Genomic DNA, 21,589 nt, shown 5'->3' with positions numbered 1-21,589 from the left:
TGTTAAATAGTTTTCTTTCTTTTTTGAATTTGCTACAATATATTTTATCCCGTATTATTGCAGCGAGATACATTTCGACAATTGAATACATAATTTAAAGAAGGTGACATGATTGGAACAGTCAGCACATGAAGTAGCAAATTGGCAATATTATTTTGCAATTGCCGTATTTTTAATCACGTACGGATTTATTATTTCTGAGAAATTGAATCGTGCTGTAATCGCACTATTCGGTGCTGCTATTATGATTATTTTTGGAGTTGTAGATTTACATACTGCTTTCACATCACATATTCAATGGGAAACGATTACCCTTTTAATTGGGATGATGATTCTCGTACATATTACGAGTCAATCAGGCGTCTTTGAATTTGTGGCCATTAAAGCGGCAAAAGCAGCTGGCGGAAAACCGATTCGCATTTTATTATTACTATCCCTATTAACTGCCGTCGGATCAGCATTTTTGGACAATGTAACGACTGTTTTATTAATCGTTCCTGTTACATTATCCATTACACGTATTTTAAAAGTAAATTCTGTACCTTATTTGATTTCAGAAGTGCTGTTTTCAAATATAGGCGGAACAGCAACATTAATCGGTGATCCACCTAATATTATGATTGGATCAGCAAACAAGCATTTAGACTTTAACGCCTTTTTAATTAACTTAGCTCCAATCGTAATTATTATTTCTATCGTGACACTTGGCATTATTTACTTCATGTATCGTAACAAACTAAAAACAACACCTGAACAAATCGAAAAACTAATGGCATTAAACGAAAAAGATTACATTAAAGATCAAAGCCTCCTTTTAAAATCTATTTCGATTTTAGGACTCACTATTTTAGGCTTCGTACTTCATTCGATTATTCATGTAGACGCTGCCGTTATAGCGATGACAGGCGCTACACTTCTTATGTTAATCGGCGTGAAAGAACATGATATTGAAGATGTATTTGCCCACGTTGAATGGGTAACCATTTTCTTCTTCGCCGGACTATTCGTTCTCGTTGGCGGGTTAATTGATATCGGACTTATCTCTTCACTTGCAAAAGAAGTAATCGACGTAACAAACGGTGACATCGGATTCGCGGCTATACTTATTTTATGGGTATCTGGCATCGCATCTGCAACAATCGACAACATCCCATTTGTCGCAACGATGATCCCTCTTATTCAAGACTTAGCTACAGGACTCGGACTATCTGTCGATTCTCCGCAAATCGAAGTACTATGGTGGGCGTTATCTCTTGGAGCTTGCTTAGGAGGAAACGGAACGCTAATCGGAGCATCTGCAAACGTAGTCGTTGCTGGTATTGCAAAACGTGAAGGACATGGCTTCTCTTATATGGACTTCTTAAAAATTGGTTTACCATTAACTATTGTTGCACTCTTGTTATCACATGCTTATATATATTTACGTTATTTAATGTAAAAGTTGTATTGCATGACATTATATCGTCAAATACAAAAGGTTTGCAGCATCGTGCTGCAAACCTTTTTTCATCACCAAAATATACCGATAATTGCTAAACCACCTAAAATCATACCACCAATTTGTCCAATAATTGTTGGTGATAATTGAACACCTTTTCTCACTTCAACAACTGGTCTTTCGTGCCTTAGTTGCTGCACTTCACTTTGAAGTTGGTGCACACTTCCGTGTAACTCTTTAATAAGTTCTTTTAATTCGGCGACCTCTTCATTTACTGGTTTTTCCTTTTCTAAATTCATTTTGCATGACTCCTTATAAATTCAATCAGCACACTGTAAATTTTCGCCAATTACCATTATATCTCCTGCATACTACATATATAATTTCGAATGTACTTTCTAAACTTGCCGCTCTATCCATTCATCCCGCAATATCCCCATAATGATACGGTCAAAACACTTCCCATCTCTTTGAACCGCTTCTCTCATACAGCCTTCCATTTCAAAACCCATCTTTTTATACAATGCAATGGCAGGTTTATTATACGAAATAACATCGAGACCGATGCGGTGTAAATTCAATTCATAGAAAGCATACTTTAGAATAAGATGTATTGCTTCTTTCCCATATCCTTTTCCTCTATCATTCGCATCTCCTATACCAATGGCTAATAAACCTGTTCTGTTATTCCACTCTATACCATGAATCGCCACAAAACCAATTAAGCGATCTTCTTGAACTGTCCTTACCATGAAAGAAACACTATTCGATCTCCGTCCTTTTAATAACCCATCACTTGCTATTTCATTTAAAGATTGCGGGAATGCTACATCTGTATCAACATTTCTTAAATACTCACTATCTTCTTGCCACATAGCCATTACTTCAGCATCTGTTTCTCTCATAGCTGATAATTTAATCGTTTTATTTCGAAAAAGATTCATTGTCATTTCAAACTCCCCCTTTTAAATAACAGGGATACTTATTTTAGCCTATTTATCCCCTTGTTCCATAAACTGTTTCATAAACGGGATACTTACAATAAGCACTGACATTGGCACATCTCCTCCATATTGAATTAACTTCATTGTATAATTTTTTATTTATTCTAACAATAATAGAAAGGCCCTTCAAATTTAGAGGGCCTTTCCTAATAACAAAACTATATTATTTCGTAAACATTTTCTCCGCTTCATCCATTGCCATTTTGTTTCCTAAAGCAGAATAGTCAAGCCATGGTTGATCATTGATAATGTATACATGCTTGCCTTTAACTGCTTTTAAGTCTTTCCAAATTGGCGTTTCTTGAAGTTGTTTAAATGCTGCTTTTGCTTTATCATCTCTATTTACAACAACGAAAATCGCATCTGCATCAAAGTCAGGTAATACTTCTTGTGAAATGACTTCGAAAGGGCGGTTTCCATCAATTTTCTCTACACCATTTGCAGGCTGTAACTCTAAGTCTTGGAATAAAATTGGTCCCATCGGTCTTTTCGTACTAAATACACGCAATTCTTTTGCAGTAACGCGAATTGCCATTACTTTTTCGTTATTACCTAGCTCTTTATCTATTAAACCTTTTACTCGTTTTGATTGCTCTTCGTAATCTTGAATATATTTATCTGCTTCTTTCTCACGGTTTACAAGTTTACCAACTTGTTTTAAATGCTCTCTCCACGTACCTTCATCTAAATTGAAAGAATGTGTTTTTGCAATTTTTTCGTATTTCGCTACATCTTTACCAGCATATTTTTCATCAACATAAATGTCAGTTGGCTTTAATTGAAGTAACGCTTCCATATTCGGATCTGTTACAACACCAAGCTTCTTCGTATCTTTCAACTTCTCTTTAGCGTGCGGTAAGAAATCTTTTAAATCTCCACCAATAACAGAACCTACTGGTGTAATTCCTAATGCAAGTAAATCATTTGTTAAATGAATAGACATTGAAGCAATTTTTGGATCATTACTTTTTTCCGTTTTTTTCGTTGCCTCTTCATTAGCTTTCGTTTGACCACATGCTGCTAATACTAAAATACACATCATGCTAAATAAAATAGTAAGTTTCTTTTTCATATGTTCTCCTCTTTGAAGTATTTATTTTGTTTTTGTAAGTAAATAAAGAAAATACGGTGCTCCTAAAGCTGCCACTACTACACCAGCCGGAATAGAGTTTGGCTCAAATATAGAACGACCTATCGTATCTGCTAGCACTAAAATAATCATTCCGATAATGCCAGCTAAAGGAAGAAAGTGTTGATATGTAGTACCTACTAACTTCCTTGCGATATGCGGAGCAACTAAACCGATAAAACCAATTCCTCCTGCCATCGATACACTTGTGCAAGATAATCCAACCGCTGTAGCTAAAAGTAATAACCGTTCTTTTTGAACAGAAACACCAAGTCCTGCTGCTACACTATCACCTAGTGACAATGCATTTAACGTTTTAGATTTTAGCCACGCATAAGGGGTTAGTATGAAAATCCAAGGTAATAATGCAAAGACATGAATCCAATCCCTTCCCCACACGTTACCAACTAGCCATCTAGAAGCGAATGTATACGTCTCATCATTTAACTTGAGAGAGAAAAATAACGAAATTGCACTAAAGCCAGCTGAAACTGCAATACCAACGAGAATAAGTCTAATGGGAAGTAAACCTTTTGACCGATCACTCGCAAGTAAAATAATAAGAAATGCAGCTAATACTCCTCCGCCAAATGTAAATAACGGTATTAAAATGGATGCACTCTCATTAATAGAATGAAAGAGAGTAACAAATACGATAAGACCGAAAGATGCACCTGAATGCAACCCTAAAATCCCAGGATCTGCAAGTGTATTACGTGATAACCCTTGCAAAATCGCACCGGAAATACCAAGACCAATACCGGCTAACATCGTGATTATTATTCTTGGCATACGATAATCATATAGCACGGTTGCACTCTCAAAATCACCATAACCCAAAAGTGTTTCAATTACTCTAAGTGGTGCTATACTCAGTGTCCCTGTATTTAAACTAATTAAAATTACAGCGATACTTATACATCCGAAGATTGTAGTTACAGTAATAGCTCTCTTTTTATCCGTGTTAAAAAGATCTTTCACTTATAACTCCCTCCCAACTTTACGTGCTATATAGAGGAAGAACGGAACTCCAACAAGAGCTACCATAATCCCTATCGCAAGTTCCTTAGGAGGATTTACTGTTCTTGCCCCTAAATCAGCTACAACTAATAACATAGCTCCTAATAATGCTGACATAGGAATAATGAGTCTATAATTAACACCAACTAATTTTCTAGCAATGTGCGGGATAACTAGTCCTACAAATCCAATAGAACCAACAGCTGAAACAGAAACACCTGCCAGAATAACTACTATAATCATCCCTAGTATTCTCGTTCGGTTCGTTTTCACTCCTAAATTTGTAGCAACATCATCCCCCATTGATATGAGTGAAATAGATCTCCCTAACACTATTGCAAAAATAATCGTTATAAGAATAATAGGGACTAAAAATTTCAAGTGTTCCCACTTAACCCCTGCAACACCACCAGCATACCAAAACGCTAAATCTTGGCTTAAATCATAATAAATCGCAACACCTGAACTTAATGAATGTAAAAGCGCTGCCATAACAGCTCCAGCAATCGTTAACCTCATTGGTGTTAACCCACCTGATGTTGCTGATCCAATAACAAAAATAAGTACTGTACTTAAGACTGCTCCAATAAAGGAAACAATCATTAAATAGGAATACGGCATATGCGGAAAAAAAGCAAAACTAAGTGCTACTACAAACATCGCACCTGCATTTATTCCGAGTACACCTGCATCAGCTAAAGGGTTTCGTGTTACACCTTGCATAACAGCACCAGCAACCGCAAAAGCTGCCCCTACAACTGCTGCTCCAATTACTCTCGGGAGCCTTAATTCATAAATAATTTGGTGCTGTGTTAATTTCGGATCGTAATTCAAAACCGCTGCCCACACCGTTTGTAAATGAATATCCTTTGCACCAAATGAAATGGCTAAAAATATAGATCCAATTAAACATAAAATTGTTAAGCTCATGAAACATATGAACTTAATATGTATCCAGCGGTTACTACCAGCATGTACAGTAGACTTATGTAACATGTTTCATTTCATCCTTTATATTCAGTTGTTTTTTATAATTATTTTTTATTTGTAATTATTATTGATAATAATTATCATTTTCATTTAGATATTATATCCCCACTTTTTTTAAATAGCAAACTATTTTTTCACTTCGCTAAATATTAAAATACTCATTACAATTCCCTTCCAAGACTTACAAATACACGCAAAATAGACTACTGAATTATTTTTTAAATTGTAGTATACTTATTAATTATTTTGATTTTTCTAATAAAAATTCCGAAGGTGACACAATGTTCTATATAAAACAACTACTACACTTCACTTACGAGCAAGCATTATCTTGCTTATTCCCAGTCGTTATTTTCTTAACACTAGCCCTTTCAAAAATCGTTTCTATTCCAGGGTTATATCGCTATGATTTCATACTCATCGCATGTCTTCTTATGCAGTGGATTATGTACAAGACTGGACTTGAGACGAAAGACGAATTAAAAGTAATTACTGTCTTTCACCTCATCGGCCTTTTACTAGAAATATATAAAGTTCATTTCGGTTCATGGAGTTATCCTGAAGAGGCGTATTCAAAGATTTTTGGAGTTCCGCTTTACAGCGGCTTTATGTACGCAAGTGTCGCAAGTTACATATGCCAAGCGTGGAGAAGGTTGCATTTACAAATGCATTATTGGCCGAAAGCTATTTTTACCGTGCCATTAGGAGCAATGATTTACTTCAATTTTTTTACGCATCATTTTCTATACGATTTTAGATGGTTCTTAACTTTACTTCTATTCATCGTTTTCTTTCAGACATTTGTGGAATTTTCATTACGAGGCGTTACATATAAAATACCACTCGTTCTCTCCTTTTTCCTTATCGGATTTTTCATTTGGATTGCAGAGAACATCGCAACATTTTTCGGTGCATGGCAATATCCAAATCAACGGGAAGCATGGAACCTCGTTCACTTAAGCAAAATTAGCTCATGGTTTTTATTAGTTGTTATTAGCATTATGATTGTCACGCAGCTCAAACATTTGAAGGAATCAAAAAGATAATGCTGATTATGTAAAATCAATTAGCCCATCACTCATTAGAGAGTGATGGGCTTTTTTTAGTAATATTTTTTAAACCGACCTTATCAAAGGAGTTATAATTTACAAGAGCATAAGCAGTTGCACATTATGAACCACTACTAGCAGAAGATGTTGCTGCAGATGAAGCAGCAATCGTTGCCATCATGGCTGCCTGTTGTGCTTGTATGAGGACTTCTATCATTGTTTGTAAACCTGTGTTGGTAGCTTTACTTTCCTCACCTTTCTGACTTACGAACAGTTGAATAGCAATAAGAATATTTGTATCTGTATGCCAACGGAACAATTTATCCCCCTGCAATTTTTCAATAAATGCTCGAATAGAATGAATCTCTTTTTCTCCGTCCTCGAGTAACGCTAGTAGCCCGATAGCTGGGTAATGCATCTGTTTTACTTTTACCTTTTCTTGCTTTAACAAATTCCATATATTTGTGCATTTTGCAACTAATAGTTCTTCCCTGACCTCCTTCTTTAATGAAAGAATATGACTCAAGAATTGAAGATCATTCCCTTTACGCAAACCAGCTGTCGCTAGTTTCTGATAAAGACGTTCCACTCGGTCCATAAGTGTTTCTACATGCTCTGATTGTCCTGCTAATAAAACTGCGAGCGGATAATCATTTGTACTTGTAAGAAAGAGATGATCCTTTTTCATGCGTTTATATACTTGCATCGAACGCTGAATGTGCGCGCCATGCTGTTCATCTTCTTCTGTCAAAAGCACAGCTGCTGCGAGATAAGTAAATATACTCCGGCTAAAGCCACCAGTGACCAATTGTTCATATAAATCTAAAAACGTCCGAAAAGCTTTCTTGTAATCTGTAAAGTGAATATCTAATGTTGCGGCCACTACAAAACGATGATAAGACTTTAAGTATGAAAACATCCCTACCTGATTCTTAATATAACTACTAATTTCTAAAAAACGTCCGAGATCAAACAATCTATCACTACCTGCATACATAGCAGCAATCATCATTCCTGTTCGAGAATCACTCGTTTTCCATTTTAGTTCTCCCTTTAACTGTACATATGTATGTTTATATTGCTCCAACTTTTTCTCTAATGTAATCATAGTATTCACCCCTATTTCTAGTTCTTCTCTATCATTATACGTATATTCCATATTTAGGAATACTATAATTAATAATCACCACATAAAAAATTATAAAATTCTCTAATCCTTCAAGAAGTTATACAAAAAAGGTAGATAATAATTTATCTACCTTTTTTGTATATATTATTTAACATTACAACTGTATTGCTTGTTATATGCAATTAAGACTAAAGAGCTTTAATAATACGTTCCATCGCCTTCATTTGCCCAATATGATCAGCTTCATGATAAAGCATCATACCGTAAAGCTCCCCTACTGTTTCCAATCCTAGGAATGGCTCTGGCAGTTTATTTTCAAATGCTTCTGCTGGAATTTCGTTAATACGTTTTGCTTGTTCTTTTAATTGAGCCGTTAACACTTCTAACGATGGTCCTTCTGTCGTCCATTTAGATGGTCTTGATCCATATCCAAACATACCTGGATATTCAGTTGGCAATTGTTTAAATTCTCTTCCGAACATGAAAGTCTCTGCTGCTGTTAACACGTGTCCAATATGCCAACGAATTGTATTGTTAAAACCCTCTGGCTGCGTATCCACAGTTTTATCATCTAACGTTTCCATAAATTTAAGTAACGCCCCGCGCGTTATTTCAAATTGTTTTAAACCCACTAGTCTATTCATTTTATCGTTCCCCTTCTTGATGTACAATTTATTATGAACTAAGAATGTTCAACTTATTAAAGTTTCACCTTGTTTAATCTATCAGAAACAAATAAGAAATACATCTAATATGCTTATTAAAAATAATAAAAAGGTTCACTCCTCGTAAATATAGAATTACTTACTATGTTAATAAAAGAGGAGTGTACTTGCATGTTACATATTTTAAAACAACAATATAATCTTATTAGTGCTACAAGAGAAACTCTATTTTCGTTTTTGGAAGAAATCCCAGTAGAAAAATTACATAGCACAGTTTCTAATTTCGGAAGCGGTAGCATTATAAAGACTCATATTCATGTAGCCGATTGCTATCGATACTGGCTTGGATCATTCGCATTCAAGCAAAAAAGAGCAGATTTTTCATTTGCTAGCGATTACGAAATTGAGCATGCAGATGTGGAAAAAGTTCGCGCTAGATTTAAGTTAGTAGATGAGACTGTACAACGTTTTTTAGATGAATACAATGACCGTTGGCTCGAAAATATAGCAAATGAAGTGAAATGGCAAAAAGAACCTTGGAGCACAACTCCGCTATGGCTTTTAACTCATACGGAGACGCATGAATTTCACCATAAAGGACAAATTGTATCTATGGCTCGTCACCTTGGATATACTCCTCCTGATACAGACCTTAGTTAATACATTCGTGTTCATTTAAAAGCGGAATGAGCAGCAAGAATAATAGTATGATCAAAAAACTCGTTGATACATTTTGTTGTGTATAAAACTTTTATTATTTGTTTTAGGTATACCATACCATTATAAAATTCATGTAACATCGAATTAAGATTCATATTTTTTATGTAACTCATTGAAGAAAGTTTAAGTATTTATACATTCAATTACTAACTAAAGGAGAAAATTATAATGAGATTAGAGAGCGAAAGAATTTATTTAAGGCCTCTTTGTCAGCTAGATGCTCCTATTATATTAGAAAGTACAATGGATGATGAAATAAGATATATGACTGGAACTAAGTCCACTTTTTCATTGGAGCAAATTACAAAACATATAGATCATATAAATAATGATTCAAGTCGCTATGATTTCGCTATTTGTTTACAAAGTACTGACGAGATGATTGGAGAGTTGTCGATTTTAGATATCGATGAGGAGAACAAAAGAGCAGGATTCAGAATATCAATGATTTCAATAGCATTAACAGGACAAGGCTATGGAACTGAAGCTATTAAAATAGTTTTAAGTTTTGCTTTTGAACAACTATCATTAAATCGTTTACAGTTAGAAGTATTTAGCCATAATTTACGCGGAATTAAAGCTTATGAAAAAGTTGGTTTTGTAAAAGAAGGAACCTTACGTCAATCTTTATTTTATAACGATACATACTCAGATGAAATTATTATGGCCATACTTAAAAGCGATTATATAGACAGACCTTTGTAAATGGATGTACTTAATCTATTAAACAATTTTAAAGAACCTTACCACAATAAAATGCAGTAAGGCTCTTTCTTTTTTTATATCAAATAACAGCTCTTAAAACGTGTATAATCGTATCAATACCAAATAGTCTCCGCATAATTATATGCATCACTATTCGGAATGGCATGTTTCCCTTGTGCTTGTGCCTTTCTTGGATCTAAATCATATACCATTGGCGTATAGCATGATGTTTGCCCTTTATTTACAACACCATTTCCTCCAGCACTTCCGCAAGTGTATGCCTTTCCATCTGTTTTTCTAACAATCCTTGCATCAGCTTCATTATTATAAATTGCCAGGCGAGTTACAGTAACTTTCGCCCATGCTGTCTTACATGTCGTGCTAAATTTTAATTCTACATAAGAATTTGAATCAATCCACTTCTTTTCTTTCGTTACTGCGGATTGATCACAGCTATTATAATAAGGACTTTTCCCATCATATGAATGGTCTTCTGCGTATGCTTTATCATTGTTGGTCGTACTAAACACACTAGTTACGATGAGCAATGCCAGACAAAGACATGCGCTTACCTTTTTAAAAAGCTTCATAGAATTCCACTCCTTTATTAATAACGTCCAGTTTTCCCGTAGCCGTTATTAATCGTCACCGCTTCGGCATCAGCTGTATAACCAAAATCAGCAGTTAAATCAAACACCATTCCTGTATACGTACTCGTTTGTCCTGTTTTTATTGCTCCATTGCCACTATTAGAGTCTACTGATTTTTGGAATACACCATTTTTATATTTATTAATAACAGCGTAAGCATATACCCCTCCAGAAACAGAAGGAGCTGGTTGATCTAAAACAAGCTTAGACCATGCTGCATGACATTTATTACTGTAACGTAAATACACTGTTCCTACTTTTTTACTACCTTCATAAACTGCTGTAGACTTTGCATTAAATCCATCTGCATCACACGTCGTACTTCCCCCGTATACTTTCGTTGTTGCTGGATTTTTCCCGTCATAATAACTGCTTAAATCAGTAGCTGCAAATGTACTTCCTTGGAAACTAAATAATACACCTATACTTGCCGCACTTAACACGCATACTTTCATTAACTTTTTAAACATTTTAAATTCCCCCTCAAAATGATTATATATACTAAAGACAACCTATACTGCTATGTAAGCCCTCCTTTCACGCTTCCTAGATGCATCTTACAGAAACGAATAAATGTTGTAAATTCCCTTATGATTATTGGAATATACGAAGGGCTTTACTTATCCTTGTAAGAAAAAAAGTTGAGAAATACAAATTTTATAGCATCCTTTATTTAAAACATAAAAGAACCGATACTTGTTATATTCAAGCATCGGTTCTTTATACAAAATTGCCATTGTTTCTTTTATATAAAATAAATATTTCTCCACTTAATCCGTTGTAAAAAATCCCCTCGTTACATCAATAAATTGCTGCAGTGGCACTGTCATCCATTTGTCTTTATGCCAAGCGATTTGCGTATAAATCGGAGAGATTGTATTTTCTAAATGTAACTCTTTTATCGTCCCCTCTCGTATATCTTTTTCTACTACTATTGCTGGTAAAACGGCTATGCCTAAATCTGCAATAACACATTGTTTAATTGCTTCAACACTAACAAACTCAATTTTATTTGCTGGATATACATCTTCCCCGCGAAATAGCTCTTCAAATAAAGTCCGATACGAGCAGCCTAATTCTGTTAGTAAAAGTGTTTCACTCTCTAAATCTTTTATAGAAACTGAAGATTGTTCAAGTAAACGATGCCCTGGAGCAGCTACTACTTTTAATTCTTCTTTCATAAGTGGTTCCACATGTAAAACATCTTCTGTTTTACACTCATCCAAAATAAATGCAAGATCTACTTTTCCCTCCATCAATTGTTCCTTCGCATCTTTATTGGAATGTGCTGGTTTAAATATAAGTTTTATTTTTGGGAATTGTATTTTAAACCTCTTTAATATAGAAGGCAGTCTGTATGTACATTGACTTTCTTGTGCACCAATTATTAACGTACCTGCTATTTCTTCATCATCTTTCACAGCCATTTTCGCTTCGTTACTGAGTGCAATCATCTTGTCGGCATATAGTTGAAACTTCCTACCTGCTTCAGTTAAGAAAAGACGTTTTCCTAACCTTTCAAATAACGGTGTACCAAGCTCAGCTTCTAACGTTTTAATTTGCGCTGTCACGCTCGATTGAGCAAAGTTTAATTTCTGCGCAGTTTGTGTAAAGTTCAAAGTATGTGCCGCTACTTTAAATGTAATTAACTGTTTTATTTCCATTTATCATCCCTCTTTTCAATCGATATTTCCGATTGATTCCATCGAAATAATCCTCTTTGTCTATTGATATTTGTATTGTATGATAAAGAGCATCGACAAACAATAAAATGGAGGTATTTCATATGAAAGCACTTTGTTTCGAACAGTTTGGAAGTCCAGATGTACTACAATATAAAGAAATACACGATCCAACTATAAACCCAAATGAAATTCTAGTACGCACGAAAGCAATCGGATTAAACTTCGCTGATATTTATAGACGCCGCGGCGATTATCATCTTGCTGGCAATCCGCCTTATGTATTAGGTTATGAAGGAGCTGGAATTGTTGAAAAAGTAGGAGCTGACGTTACTACTAGCAACCTAGGAGACCGTATTGCATTTGCGGACGTCCCATTTGCAAATGCAGAACTAGTTGCCGTTCCATCAGAAAAAGCCATCCTACTTCCGGATTCTATTTCTTTTGAAACAGCCGCTTCTGTCTTATTACAAGGATTAACTGCACATTATTTAACGCAAGATAGCTATCAACTAAAACAAGGTGATATAGCTTTAGTACACGCTGCAGCTGGTGGCGTCGGTCAACTTCTCGTTCAAATGATTAAACTATATGGCGGAAAAGTAATTGGTTTAACGTCATCAAAAGAGAAAGCAAAGATAGCTACATTAGCTGGTGCCGATCACGTATTTTTATATACCGAAGAATGGCATACGAAAGTACTTGAAATGACTAATGGAACTGGAGTAAATATTGTATATGAATCAGTAGGTTCTACATTAGAGGAAAGTTTTAACGCTACTAAAATTGGCGGTACTGTCGTATTTTACGGAATGGCTGGTGGTAATCCTGCTCCAGTTGATCCGCGTATGCTTATGGATACTTCAAAAACTTTAACTGGCGGAGACCTTTGGAACGTGCTTACTACTTTTGAAGAACGTAAGCAGCGCTCTACTCAATTATTTGATTGGATCACTAGCGGAAAAGTAAACATCGCGAGTCCTACTACATTCGCCTTACAAGATGGTGCTCTTGCACATAAATTATTAGAGAGCAGAAAAAGTACTGGGAAGATTTTATTGATTCCATAATCGTTCCAATAAGAAAAGGAAGCTAGATTTCTCTACCTTCCTTTTCTTATATCTATTGGAGATTTAATTATATTTCAACACTTTCTTTCCCTTTTGCAACATAACTCATATCTCCAACAGACTCGACTGTGTATGTTCCATCTTGATATACAATCTTCGTCACACTAGCATTTTCCACCCCAAGTTTTGTTTTGCTACTGTCTAACATTTCTATTAAGGTAGTAATCAAAAGCCCATGAACGACAACTAAAACGTTACCGCCACCATTTCCAGCAGCTTCTTCACTAATTTTATCTATCTCAGCTTTTATACGAGTAGAAAATAATTCCCAATCTTCCGCCTGTTTTGTAGGATCTGCTACTCTAATAAGATTAATCACTTCTTGAATAGAAAACTTCATAAGTTCTTCTGGTGATGCAACGCCTGCAGCTTTTCCAACCACATCCCACATATTCTCAAGTTTTTCACCTTCAAAAATACCGAAATTTAATTCTCGCAAATCTTTTCTTTGCTCAAGTTTTAATTTTGATTGCTCACTATATTTTAATACTAAATTAGCAGTTTCAATCGCTCGGCCGCTATCACTACTATACGCATTCATAAAATGAATATCTTTTAATCCTGTTCCTAAATTTGTGGCAACTTCAACACCTTTTTCTACTAATGGAGAATCAGCCCAACCTTGCGCGCGATGATTCGTATTTAATATTGTTTTACCGTGTCTTGTAACATATAACGTAACTGCATTCTCATTGCTATCTGTTTCTCGCTTATTCATTTCATTCTCTCCCTTTACGTTTCTATATCAATTTTACCACCTCAATTATTCATTGAGCAAAATATACGTCAGTAGATCCGCTTAATAAAAAAAGCTATCTTTCTGTATATCCATACAAAAAGATAGCATCTTTTATGATTACATTTCTTAACCGTTACTCCTACTCAGCAAAAGCACTCGAATATTGTACAATTCCTTCTACACCTAGAAGAGCATTTTCTGTTAATTCCTTTATCATAAATACCTCTTCAGGCACTTCAAACGGTGCTTTTACATTCCACTCACTTGCTTTCTTAAAACCAAATTTCGGGTAGTACTCTGGATGTCCTAATACTACAACTGATCCGTATCCAAGTTCTTTCGCTTTTTCTAAAGCAGCCGTAATCAGTTTTCCACCAATTCCTTTCTTCTGATGGCCCCTAGCAACTGAAACTGGTGCAAGTGCTAACGATTCTACAGAAGTTCCACATTGTTCTATTGTAATTTTCGATAACATAATGTGACCAACTATATCTTCATCTACCGCAACAATTGATAACTCCGGAACAAACGCGTCACATTCTCTAATACGTTTTACAAGTTCATGTTCTGTTTTATCATTAAATTCTTCAAGTGAAAATGCCTCTTTTACGACTTCTTCTGTCTTTCTACAATCGTTTTTTTGTTCTTGTCTAATCGTTACCATTTTAACTTATCCTCTATTCTTTCTTATTTCTTTTTGAATTTTACGAAGTGCTTTTTTCGATCCGCGCTCAATATCGTGTTGCATTTTTCTTTCTTTATAATCAACAAATAGTGTATTTAAATCGTATCCTTCTGGATATAACTCCTTCGCTGCTACTTCTAAAGTAATACGTTTTACATTTACTTCAACGAATTCACCGTTATAATATACAACAACGTTATAAAAATTATCTTTTTCCTTATAGATGATACCAAAATCATCATGATCCAATAAATTAACACGATCTCCGATTTTGTACTCATAATGAGATTCTCTTTTTTCTTGTACAAATTTCGGTTTTCTAATTTTACTTTCATTCACTTTTTCTAAAGCGTACTCTTTATTTCCCATGTACTCTTTCGCTCTTTTCAGCACATGTTCTTTTACGCTCATTTTATTCGCAATCCAAAGTGCATTACTTTCTCCTGATTTTCCGATCACTAATTTATAAAGCGGCTCTAACGTTTCACTATTAAATTGCATCGCTGCATTCATAAAGTCATCGTGCATTTCTGAGAATCGTTTAATTTCTCCGTAATGCGTACTCGCAACGGTAATACATCCTGCAAGGTACAACTCTTCTAAAATAGATATTGCAAGTGCTGCACCTTCATTTGGTTCTGTACCGCTCCCTATTTCATCAAATAAAAGTAACGTATTATTATTTGACATCCTCATAATCTCAGAAAGATTTTTCATATGAGACGAAAATGTACTTAGTGCATTTTCAATACTTTGATTATCACCAATATCTACGAATACATTTTCGAAAATAGCGATTTCTGTACCTTTATCTCCTGCAATATGAAGACCTGACATTGTAGCTAATGTTAACAATCCAATTGTTTTTAACACAATTGTCTTTCCGCCCGCATTCGGCCCTGTAATAATTAAACTACGATACTCTTGACCAATTTTAAAATGTAACGGTACAACTTGCCCTGTTAAAAGCGGATGCTTACAATTCACTAAATGAATGTAGCCATGATCGTTTAACTTCGGTTCTATTCCGTCAATCGATTTACTAAACTTCGCTTTCGCAAATACCATATCATACTGACTAATTAGCTCCATGTTAATCTTTATACTATAAATGTTTTCTAACACCATTCCTGATAAAGTCGCTAAAATCTGATACTCTTCAACCGCTTCTTCTGCTTTCAAACCTGCTAATTCTGCATTCAATTTCGTAACCGTATGCGGTTCTATAAATACAGTAGAACCTTTTGCCGAGGCTTCAATAATACTTCCAGCAACTTGATTTTTATAGGAAGATTTAATTGGAATCGTATAACGGTCATCCTTTTTACTAATAAAGAATTCCTGAATGAATTTCTTATTTGCACTACTATTTAAAAACTTCGTTAAACGTTCTTTTATTTTCCCATCTACAGAATCGATATTATTTCGAATTCGTTTTAACTCTTTACTTGCAGCTGCATCAATACTATTTCCTTTAATTGAAAAGTTAATTTCCTCTTCAATACTTTTATATTCAGTCATTGAATTTGCATAAGAAGCTAATACTGGTGCAAAAAATTCTTTATCTAACATAAACTTTTTAATCTTTCTACATCCACGTAAAAAGTCTGAAACACTCACTAATTCTTCTGGATCTAAAATCATACCTTTTTCTAATTTTTGAATTGTACTAGCAATATTAGAAATGCCGAAGAAAGGAACATGCCCTTCTGCATCTAATATAGCTCGTGCTTCTGTCGTTTCATTCAACCGATTTCTCACTACTTTTATACTCGTACTCGGCTCTAATTTGTTTAATAATTCCTTACCTAATCCACTTACACAATAAGATTTCACTATATCCTTTAATTCGTTATATTGTAACTTTTCAAAAGTCATCGTATTCATTTTGTTTCTCCTCACTATGATTGATTTTTATCATAAATGAAGATACCTACTCATTAGATTCCAATGAGTCATATATAAAATTCCATAATTATACAATAAAAACATATACAAAAAAGCTGCGGGGATACCGCAGCTTTTACATTTACAAGGCATGTGTAATAACGTATGAGGAAATAAGCCATAAAAAATAGATGGCAGTCCCTTATTACACGCTTTATAAAGTATTGTAGGTATCTTCATAGGTTTTGAAATAAATGCATGACAAAATTAGGGGTATGATGTACATAAAAATCCCCTGGTCTTATCCGATTTATTTCATTAAATTTTTCCTATTTAATACCTACCGCACTCACAAAAAGCACCTCTCATTAATTTATATTATAGTCATTGAAATCTAATTTATTGAAATCATCATACTATATGTTACGTGAGAAGTAAAGGTGTCATACTTTTATAACTATACAGAATGTAAAAAGGAAGAGGAAAACTTATATTTCAGTCTACCTCTTCTTTTTCATCACCAAATTATTGTTGAACATATATGGAAACTGATCCTCCACTTACTTGGAACTGCCCCCATCCGTCCTTATTAATTGTTACAGTATTTGTTTGATTACCCGTAATATCGTACCATACTTCCCCTGCGTTATTCTTTCCAACATCCATCCACTTCGCCCCTCCTGGTCCATCAGAGATTAATGTTGCTAAACCAGAATTAGCATGTACACTATCACCTTCTCTTGTCCAGCCAATCACATCTGGATGATCAAAATAATCACGTTGCGTACCATATGCAAAGTTTTTTCGTGCCGTCAAAATCGGATCAATTTTGTCCTTTAACGCTGGAATTTCATAGTTACTATTTCCTTTTGTACCATAGTAATCACCATAGAAAACAGAAGGATACCCCTCTGCACGCGTTAAAATAAATGCATATGCCAGCGGTTTGAACCAAGGGCTCACTACAGATTCCAATGACTGACCAGGCTGTGAATCATGATTTTCAACTAGAGTAACCGCAAGTGTAGGATGATTCGCAACTACCGTTCCTTTTAAAATATTTCTCATATCATAATTTCCATTTCCTGTTGAAGCATAATGAAAATTATAATGAAGTGGTGCATCGAACACAGATTGATTATAATTAACCTTTGCTAAATAATTATTTAAAGTCTGGATATCATTTTGCCAATATTCAGCTACTGTAAACATTTCTTTCCCTGTTTGCTGTCTAACGTGATTTACCCAATCGCGCAAATATTCATGATCAATATGTTTAACAGCATCTAAACGAAAACCATCTAAATTTAATTCATTCGCATACCACGTTCCCCATTTTTTCATTTCATTCGCAACATCTGGATGATCAAAATCAAGATCCGCATACATCAAATAATCATAATTCCCATTCTCGCTAGACACTTCCCAGTCCCATGCTTTACCTATGCCCCTAAATTTATAAATTCGGTTTAATTTCCTTCCTTCATCCCAATCCGTTCCGTCAAAATGATACCATTTCCATTTGAAATTAGAATAAGAATCTCCACGCCCTGGAAAGTTAAATCCCGTCCACGCACTAATTTCATAATCACCTGATACTTCATTATTTCGATTGCTCGGGTCTACCTCAACTGCTGTGACAGTTTCTGTATAATCAGCCCCACCTTTATGATTCATAACTACATCACCGTATACATCGATGTTTTTCTTATGTAAAGCGTCAATTGCAGATTTCAATTGTGCTTTCGTCCCATATTTCGTCCGCACTGTGCCCTTTTGATTGAATTCCCCCAGATCATATAAATCATATGCTCCATATCCTACGTCATTTTGCATAGTTCCTTTATATGCAGGTGGTATCCAAACAGATGTAATTCCTTTTTCCGCTAAATTTTCAGCATCAGTACGCAAACGATTCCAATGATTCCCATCATTCGGAGAATACCACTCAAAATACTGCATTAACGTTCCATTGTTAACTGTGTCTGCATATGCCTTACTCCCCTCATATATACTAGGTAAAAACATAACAACTGACAATCCGACTATTGTTATTCTTTTAAACATCTGTACACCATCCCCTTCCAAGAAAGCGTTTGCATAGTTTATCAGAATTATTATAATATTCGTCCCACCGTTAGTAAAGTAGCAATCTCTCACTCTCCCATATTATTTTTAATCTAATTTCAAATATTCAACGTAGTTTTCATTTCACATCCTATTCAAGATTGTTTACAATTTACCTATAAAAGCATAACGGAGGGATTTCGATGACAGACTTTCAAAAACAATTTTTCGCACGATTACATATAGAAGAAAAAGACACAGTTTCATTTGAAGATTTATCTAACATTATGTACGCAATGGCACAAACTGTTCCTTTTGAAAACTTAAATATTCTCGAAAAGAATTTTAAAGAAATATCAAAAGAAAATTTGAAAGAGAAAATTTTAGTAAATAACCGTGGCGGTCTCTGTTATGAACTCAATCCTACTATGTATTACTTCCTGAAAGATTCTGGATTCGATGTTCACCTCGTTTCAGGAACAGTTTATAACGCTGCAAACTCCATATGGGCTGTTGATTCTGGCCATATCGCAACCGTTTTAACACATCATAATGAACTTTATTTAATTGAAGTAGGATTCGGATCATACTTACCTCTTGCCCCTGTCCCTTTCTCAGGTGAAGTCATTCACTCTGCTACAGGAGATTATCGTATTCGTAAAGAAATGACCGAAAAGGGAAACTACATTTTAGAGATGCGGAAAAACAATGAGTTCTTGGATCAATCTTCTGCTGATGATTGGACGTTAGGCTATGCATTTTATATAGAAGAAGTGGATGAAGAAAAAACAAATACAGCACAAAAAATTATCGTTGAACATGAAGGATCACCCTTTAATAAAGTACCTCTTATTGTAAAACTAACTGAAGATGGGCATGCCTCTTTAACGAAAGATAGCCTTACAGTAGCGAAAAATGGTAAAAAAACGAAAGAAACCGTTACAGACATGCAATATACAAACCTTTTACATTCAAAATTCGGAATTACACTATAAGTAAGTAAGCCTTGTTATTTTAGCAAGGCTTTTCAATTTTCAGCAGGGATTTTTTGCAATTTGTTGTATTTCATAGTTATATAGAAATATAACTACATGTTTAGAAAGGAAATGATTATGACAGAACTTAAAGATCGATTACAAGTAGCTGATATAGAAAAATGGGATTTAACAGACATTTACCATACAATTGAAGATTGGGAAAGTGATTTTCATAAAATTGAAGTATTAACGAAGGAATTACACGAATTTAATGGCAATATTCACGATGGCAATAGTTTATTAGCTTATTTAACGAAGAGTGAAGAAATTTCTAGCATAATATCTTTAATGTTCGCTTATGCACGATTACAATCTGACCTTGATACACGCGATACTGACGCGCAATCTCTTGTCGATAAAGTATCACAATTACACGTGAAAGTAAGTGCAGCGAAATCTTTCTTTTCCCCCTTCTTACTTAGCATAGACGAAAACACATTACATTCTTACATAGAAGAAACAGAAGGCTTACAATATTATAAAGAAGACTTATTTGAATTATATCGTTATAAAAAACACGTATTGAATCAGGACCAAGAAGCAATTTTATCACAAATGGGTGAAGCTCTTTCTTCTCCACAGCACACATTTGGTATGTTAAATAATGCAGATATATTATTTGGTGAAGTGACGACTGACGATGGAGAAAAAGTGAACTTAACACGCGGAATGTATGCAAAGTTAATAGAAGATACGAATCGTGAAAAGCGTAAAGAAGCTTATAAAGCATATTACAAACCATATGTTCAGTTAAAGAATTCCATCGCATCTACTTTATCCGCTGCTATTAAAAATAATGTTACTGTTTCGAAATTAAGAACCTATCCATCAGCGCTAGAGAAATCATTATTTGGCGATATGGTTCCGAAAGAAGTATACGAAAACCTAATTGATACAACGAAAAAAAACATTCAAACATTACATACATACAATGAAATTCGAAAAGAAAAATTAAACGTAGATGAACTAAGACAATACGACTTAGGCGTCGATTTAGTAGCAGGTGCAAAACAAGACATCCCATATAGTGAAGCATTTGACATTATGATTGCATCACTAGCTCCTTTAGGAGAAGAATATATTGAGACATTAAAAAGTTTTAAAGATAAAAGATATATAGACGTAAGAGAAACACCAGGAAAACGTTCTGGTGCTTATAACTTTGGTGTATACGGCGTTCATCCTTTCATTCTTTTAAATCATCACGATGATTTAAACAGCCTGTTCACTCTTACTCATGAATGCGGTCACGGTATGCATACGCACTATTCACATGGATACCAACCAAGAATTTCTGCACATTATTCTATCTTTGTCGCAGAAGTCGCTTCTACAGTAAATGAAGTGTTATTAATTCACTATTTATTAAAAGAAGCAAAAGATACGGACGTGCGTAACCATTTAATTAACCATTTTATTGAGAAATTTAAAGGTACTTTCTTTACACAAATTATGTTTGCAGAATTTGAAAAAATCACACATGAAATGGCTGAACAAGGTAAACCATTAAATGCACAAGTCTTCAGTGAAATTTATGAAAAGCTATTTAAAGAATATAACGGTGATTCACTTGTATTTGATGAAGAAGTAAAATACGGATGGGCTAGAATCCCTCATTTCTATCGCCCGTTTTACGTATACAAATATGCAACTGGATTCGCATCTGCCATTCAAATCGCTGATAAACTATTAAGCGGTGATCCGAATGCTCAGAAAAATTATATTGAATTCCTTAAAGGTGGAAGTTCAGACTACCCATTAAACTTATTGAAAAAAGCTGGCGTCGATTTAACAACGCCAGAACCGATTGAAAGTGCATTGAAACAATTCACTCAACTTGTTGAGGAGTTTTCAACCCTATAA

Annotated in this window: 21 protein-coding genes; 7 read left to right on the top strand and 14 right to left on the bottom strand. The window is 34.7% G+C overall.

Going from position 1 to position 21,589, the window contains the following annotated elements; translation table 11 throughout:
- Positions 1–112: 112 nt before the first annotated feature.
- The gene (locus DN404_RS06845) at positions 113–1,438 is read left to right on the top strand and encodes an ArsB/NhaD family transporter (RefSeq protein ID WP_102956730.1); all 1,326 of its coding nucleotides are present in this window, start codon (positions 113–115) and stop codon (positions 1,436–1,438) included.
- A gap of 71 nt (positions 1,439–1,509) precedes the next feature.
- Here the strand turns inward: DN404_RS06845 and DN404_RS06840 are convergent, their stop codons facing one another.
- From DN404_RS06840 to DN404_RS06820, 5 genes are all read right to left on the bottom strand, one after another.
- The gene (locus DN404_RS06840) at positions 1,510–1,737 is read right to left on the bottom strand and encodes a coiled-coil domain-containing protein (protein ID WP_001047311.1); all 228 of its coding nucleotides are present in this window, start codon (positions 1,735–1,737) and stop codon (positions 1,510–1,512) included.
- A gap of 99 nt (positions 1,738–1,836) precedes the next feature.
- The gene (locus DN404_RS06835; protein ID WP_000178508.1) at positions 1,837–2,388 is read right to left on the bottom strand and encodes a GNAT family N-acetyltransferase; all 552 of its coding nucleotides are present in this window, start codon (positions 2,386–2,388) and stop codon (positions 1,837–1,839) included.
- A gap of 217 nt (positions 2,389–2,605) precedes the next feature.
- Positions 2,606–3,514, bottom strand: coding sequence for an iron-hydroxamate ABC transporter substrate-binding protein (locus DN404_RS06830; protein WP_000728217.1), 909 nt, complete (start codon positions 3,512–3,514; stop codon positions 2,606–2,608).
- Positions 3,515–3,535: 21 nt separating this feature from the next.
- Entirely contained in the window at positions 3,536–4,552 is a 1,017-nt protein-coding gene (locus DN404_RS06825) for a FecCD family ABC transporter permease (RefSeq protein WP_049107846.1), read from the bottom strand.
- Positions 4,553–5,587: a FecCD family ABC transporter permease gene (locus DN404_RS06820; protein ID WP_088361995.1), complete on the bottom strand. Its 1,035-nt coding sequence runs from the start codon at positions 5,585–5,587 to the stop codon at positions 4,553–4,555.
- A gap of 275 nt (positions 5,588–5,862) precedes the next feature.
- Here DN404_RS06820 and DN404_RS06815 point away from each other — a divergent pair, with 275 nt between their 5' ends.
- A complete protein-coding gene (locus tag DN404_RS06815) occupies positions 5,863–6,627 on the top strand; it encodes a DUF817 domain-containing protein (protein WP_000499387.1) in 765 nt (254 codons plus the stop codon).
- A 124-nt stretch (positions 6,628–6,751) separates the two neighbouring features.
- Here the strand turns inward: DN404_RS06815 and DN404_RS06810 are convergent, their stop codons facing one another.
- Entirely contained in the window at positions 6,752–7,789 is a 1,038-nt protein-coding gene (locus DN404_RS06810) for a DUF4003 domain-containing protein (RefSeq protein WP_139849032.1), read from the bottom strand.
- Positions 7,790–7,947: 158 nt separating this feature from the next.
- Positions 7,948–8,403 carry a DinB family protein gene (locus DN404_RS06805; protein ID WP_001081123.1) on the bottom strand — a complete coding sequence of 152 codons (456 nt, stop codon included), beginning with the start codon at positions 8,401–8,403 and terminating at the stop codon, positions 7,948–7,950.
- 192 nt (positions 8,404–8,595) lie between these two features.
- Here DN404_RS06805 and DN404_RS06800 point away from each other — a divergent pair, with 192 nt between their 5' ends.
- The gene (locus DN404_RS06800; protein WP_006925360.1) at positions 8,596–9,084 is read left to right on the top strand and encodes a DinB family protein; all 489 of its coding nucleotides are present in this window, start codon (positions 8,596–8,598) and stop codon (positions 9,082–9,084) included.
- A 228-nt stretch (positions 9,085–9,312) separates the two neighbouring features.
- Positions 9,313–9,849 carry a GNAT family N-acetyltransferase gene (locus DN404_RS06795; RefSeq protein WP_086388730.1) on the top strand — a complete coding sequence of 179 codons (537 nt, stop codon included), beginning with the start codon at positions 9,313–9,315 and terminating at the stop codon, positions 9,847–9,849.
- Positions 9,850–9,962: 113 nt separating this feature from the next.
- Here DN404_RS06795 and DN404_RS06790 read toward each other — a convergent pair whose 3' ends face one another.
- The 3 genes from DN404_RS06790 to DN404_RS06780 all read right to left on the bottom strand — a co-directional run bounded on the left by DN404_RS06790 (position 9,963) and on the right by DN404_RS06780 (position 12,163).
- On the bottom strand, positions 9,963–10,439 hold the full coding sequence (locus tag DN404_RS06790; protein ID WP_016123103.1) for a DUF2690 domain-containing protein: 477 nt from the start codon (positions 10,437–10,439) through the stop codon (positions 9,963–9,965).
- 17 nt (positions 10,440–10,456) lie between these two features.
- The gene (locus tag DN404_RS06785; RefSeq protein WP_044307094.1) at positions 10,457–10,969 is read right to left on the bottom strand and encodes a DUF2690 domain-containing protein; all 513 of its coding nucleotides are present in this window, start codon (positions 10,967–10,969) and stop codon (positions 10,457–10,459) included.
- A 300-nt stretch (positions 10,970–11,269) separates the two neighbouring features.
- Positions 11,270–12,163, bottom strand: a complete 894-nt coding sequence (locus tag DN404_RS06780; RefSeq protein WP_086388731.1) for a LysR family transcriptional regulator — start codon at positions 12,161–12,163, stop codon at positions 11,270–11,272.
- 122 nt (positions 12,164–12,285) lie between these two features.
- Between DN404_RS06780 and DN404_RS06775 the strand changes: the two genes are divergently transcribed.
- Complete coding sequence (locus DN404_RS06775; RefSeq protein ID WP_149214886.1) at positions 12,286–13,251, top strand: quinone oxidoreductase family protein; 966 nt, start codon at positions 12,286–12,288, stop codon at positions 13,249–13,251.
- Between the two features lie 67 nt (positions 13,252–13,318).
- Here the strand turns inward: DN404_RS06775 and DN404_RS06770 are convergent, their stop codons facing one another.
- The 4 genes from DN404_RS06770 to amyS all read right to left on the bottom strand — a co-directional run bounded on the left by DN404_RS06770 (position 13,319) and on the right by amyS (position 18,689).
- Positions 13,319–14,029 (bottom strand): histidine phosphatase family protein, encoded by a 711-nt coding sequence (locus tag DN404_RS06770; protein WP_001042044.1) that lies wholly within the window; start codon positions 14,027–14,029, stop codon positions 13,319–13,321.
- A 160-nt stretch (positions 14,030–14,189) separates the two neighbouring features.
- Complete coding sequence (locus tag DN404_RS06765; RefSeq protein WP_149214885.1) at positions 14,190–14,714, bottom strand: GNAT family N-acetyltransferase; 525 nt, start codon at positions 14,712–14,714, stop codon at positions 14,190–14,192.
- Between the two features lie 6 nt (positions 14,715–14,720).
- Positions 14,721–16,622: an endonuclease MutS2 gene (locus tag DN404_RS06760; RefSeq protein WP_149214884.1), complete on the bottom strand. Its 1,902-nt coding sequence runs from the start codon at positions 16,620–16,622 to the stop codon at positions 14,721–14,723.
- 525 nt (positions 16,623–17,147) lie between these two features.
- Complete coding sequence (amyS, locus tag DN404_RS06755) at positions 17,148–18,689, bottom strand: alpha-amylase (protein WP_000476409.1); 1,542 nt, start codon at positions 18,687–18,689, stop codon at positions 17,148–17,150.
- Between the two features lie 203 nt (positions 18,690–18,892).
- On the opposite strand from amyS, the gene DN404_RS06750 reads away from it, so the two are divergent.
- Positions 18,893–19,684, top strand: a complete 792-nt coding sequence (locus DN404_RS06750; RefSeq protein ID WP_016123111.1) for an arylamine N-acetyltransferase family protein — start codon at positions 18,893–18,895, stop codon at positions 19,682–19,684.
- 117 nt (positions 19,685–19,801) lie between these two features.
- A complete protein-coding gene (gene pepF, locus DN404_RS06745) occupies positions 19,802–21,589 on the top strand; it encodes an oligoendopeptidase F (protein WP_149214883.1) in 1,788 nt (595 codons plus the stop codon).

Source organism: Bacillus sp. TE8-1 (assembly GCF_008368855.1).
In the GTDB taxonomy this organism is placed as follows: Bacteria; Bacillota; Bacilli; order Bacillales; family Bacillaceae_G; genus Bacillus_A; species Bacillus_A cereus.
This window is presented reverse-complemented; position numbering and strand designations above follow the sequence as displayed.

Excerpts from the sequence above, each read along its gene's own strand:
- DN404_RS06840 (WP_001047311.1), bottom strand. The coding sequence starts at position 1,737 with ATGAATTTAGAAAAGGAAAAACCAGTAAATGAAGAGGTCGCCGAATTA.
- DN404_RS06835 (WP_000178508.1), bottom strand. The coding sequence starts at position 2,388 with ATGACAATGAATCTTTTTCGAAATAAAACGATTAAATTATCAGCTATG.
- DN404_RS06830 (WP_000728217.1), bottom strand. The coding sequence starts at position 3,514 with ATGAAAAAGAAACTTACTATTTTATTTAGCATGATGTGTATTTTAGTA.
- DN404_RS06820 (WP_088361995.1), bottom strand. The coding sequence starts at position 5,587 with ATGTTACATAAGTCTACTGTACATGCTGGTAGTAACCGCTGGATACAT.
- DN404_RS06815 (WP_000499387.1), top strand. The coding sequence starts at position 5,863 with ATGTTCTATATAAAACAACTACTACACTTCACTTACGAGCAAGCATTA.
- DN404_RS06810 (WP_139849032.1), bottom strand. The coding sequence starts at position 7,789 with ATGGAATATACGTATAATGATAGAGAAGAACTAGAAATAGGGGTGAAT.
- DN404_RS06805 (WP_001081123.1), bottom strand. The coding sequence starts at position 8,403 with ATGAATAGACTAGTGGGTTTAAAACAATTTGAAATAACGCGCGGGGCG.
- DN404_RS06800 (WP_006925360.1), top strand. The coding sequence starts at position 8,596 with ATGTTACATATTTTAAAACAACAATATAATCTTATTAGTGCTACAAGA.
- DN404_RS06795 (WP_086388730.1), top strand. The coding sequence starts at position 9,313 with ATGAGATTAGAGAGCGAAAGAATTTATTTAAGGCCTCTTTGTCAGCTA.
- DN404_RS06790 (WP_016123103.1), bottom strand. The coding sequence starts at position 10,439 with ATGAAGCTTTTTAAAAAGGTAAGCGCATGTCTTTGTCTGGCATTGCTC.
- DN404_RS06785 (WP_044307094.1), bottom strand. The coding sequence starts at position 10,969 with ATGTTTAAAAAGTTAATGAAAGTATGCGTGTTAAGTGCGGCAAGTATA.
- DN404_RS06780 (WP_086388731.1), bottom strand. The coding sequence starts at position 12,163 with ATGGAAATAAAACAGTTAATTACATTTAAAGTAGCGGCACATACTTTG.
- DN404_RS06775 (WP_149214886.1), top strand. The coding sequence starts at position 12,286 with ATGAAAGCACTTTGTTTCGAACAGTTTGGAAGTCCAGATGTACTACAA.
- DN404_RS06770 (WP_001042044.1), bottom strand. The coding sequence starts at position 14,029 with ATGAATAAGCGAGAAACAGATAGCAATGAGAATGCAGTTACGTTATAT.
- DN404_RS06765 (WP_149214885.1), bottom strand. The coding sequence starts at position 14,714 with ATGGTAACGATTAGACAAGAACAAAAAAACGATTGTAGAAAGACAGAA.
- DN404_RS06760 (WP_149214884.1), bottom strand. The coding sequence starts at position 16,622 with ATGAATACGATGACTTTTGAAAAGTTACAATATAACGAATTAAAGGAT.
- amyS (WP_000476409.1), bottom strand. The coding sequence starts at position 18,689 with ATGTTTAAAAGAATAACAATAGTCGGATTGTCAGTTGTTATGTTTTTA.
- DN404_RS06750 (WP_016123111.1), top strand. The coding sequence starts at position 18,893 with ATGACAGACTTTCAAAAACAATTTTTCGCACGATTACATATAGAAGAA.
- pepF (WP_149214883.1), top strand. The coding sequence starts at position 19,802 with ATGACAGAACTTAAAGATCGATTACAAGTAGCTGATATAGAAAAATGG.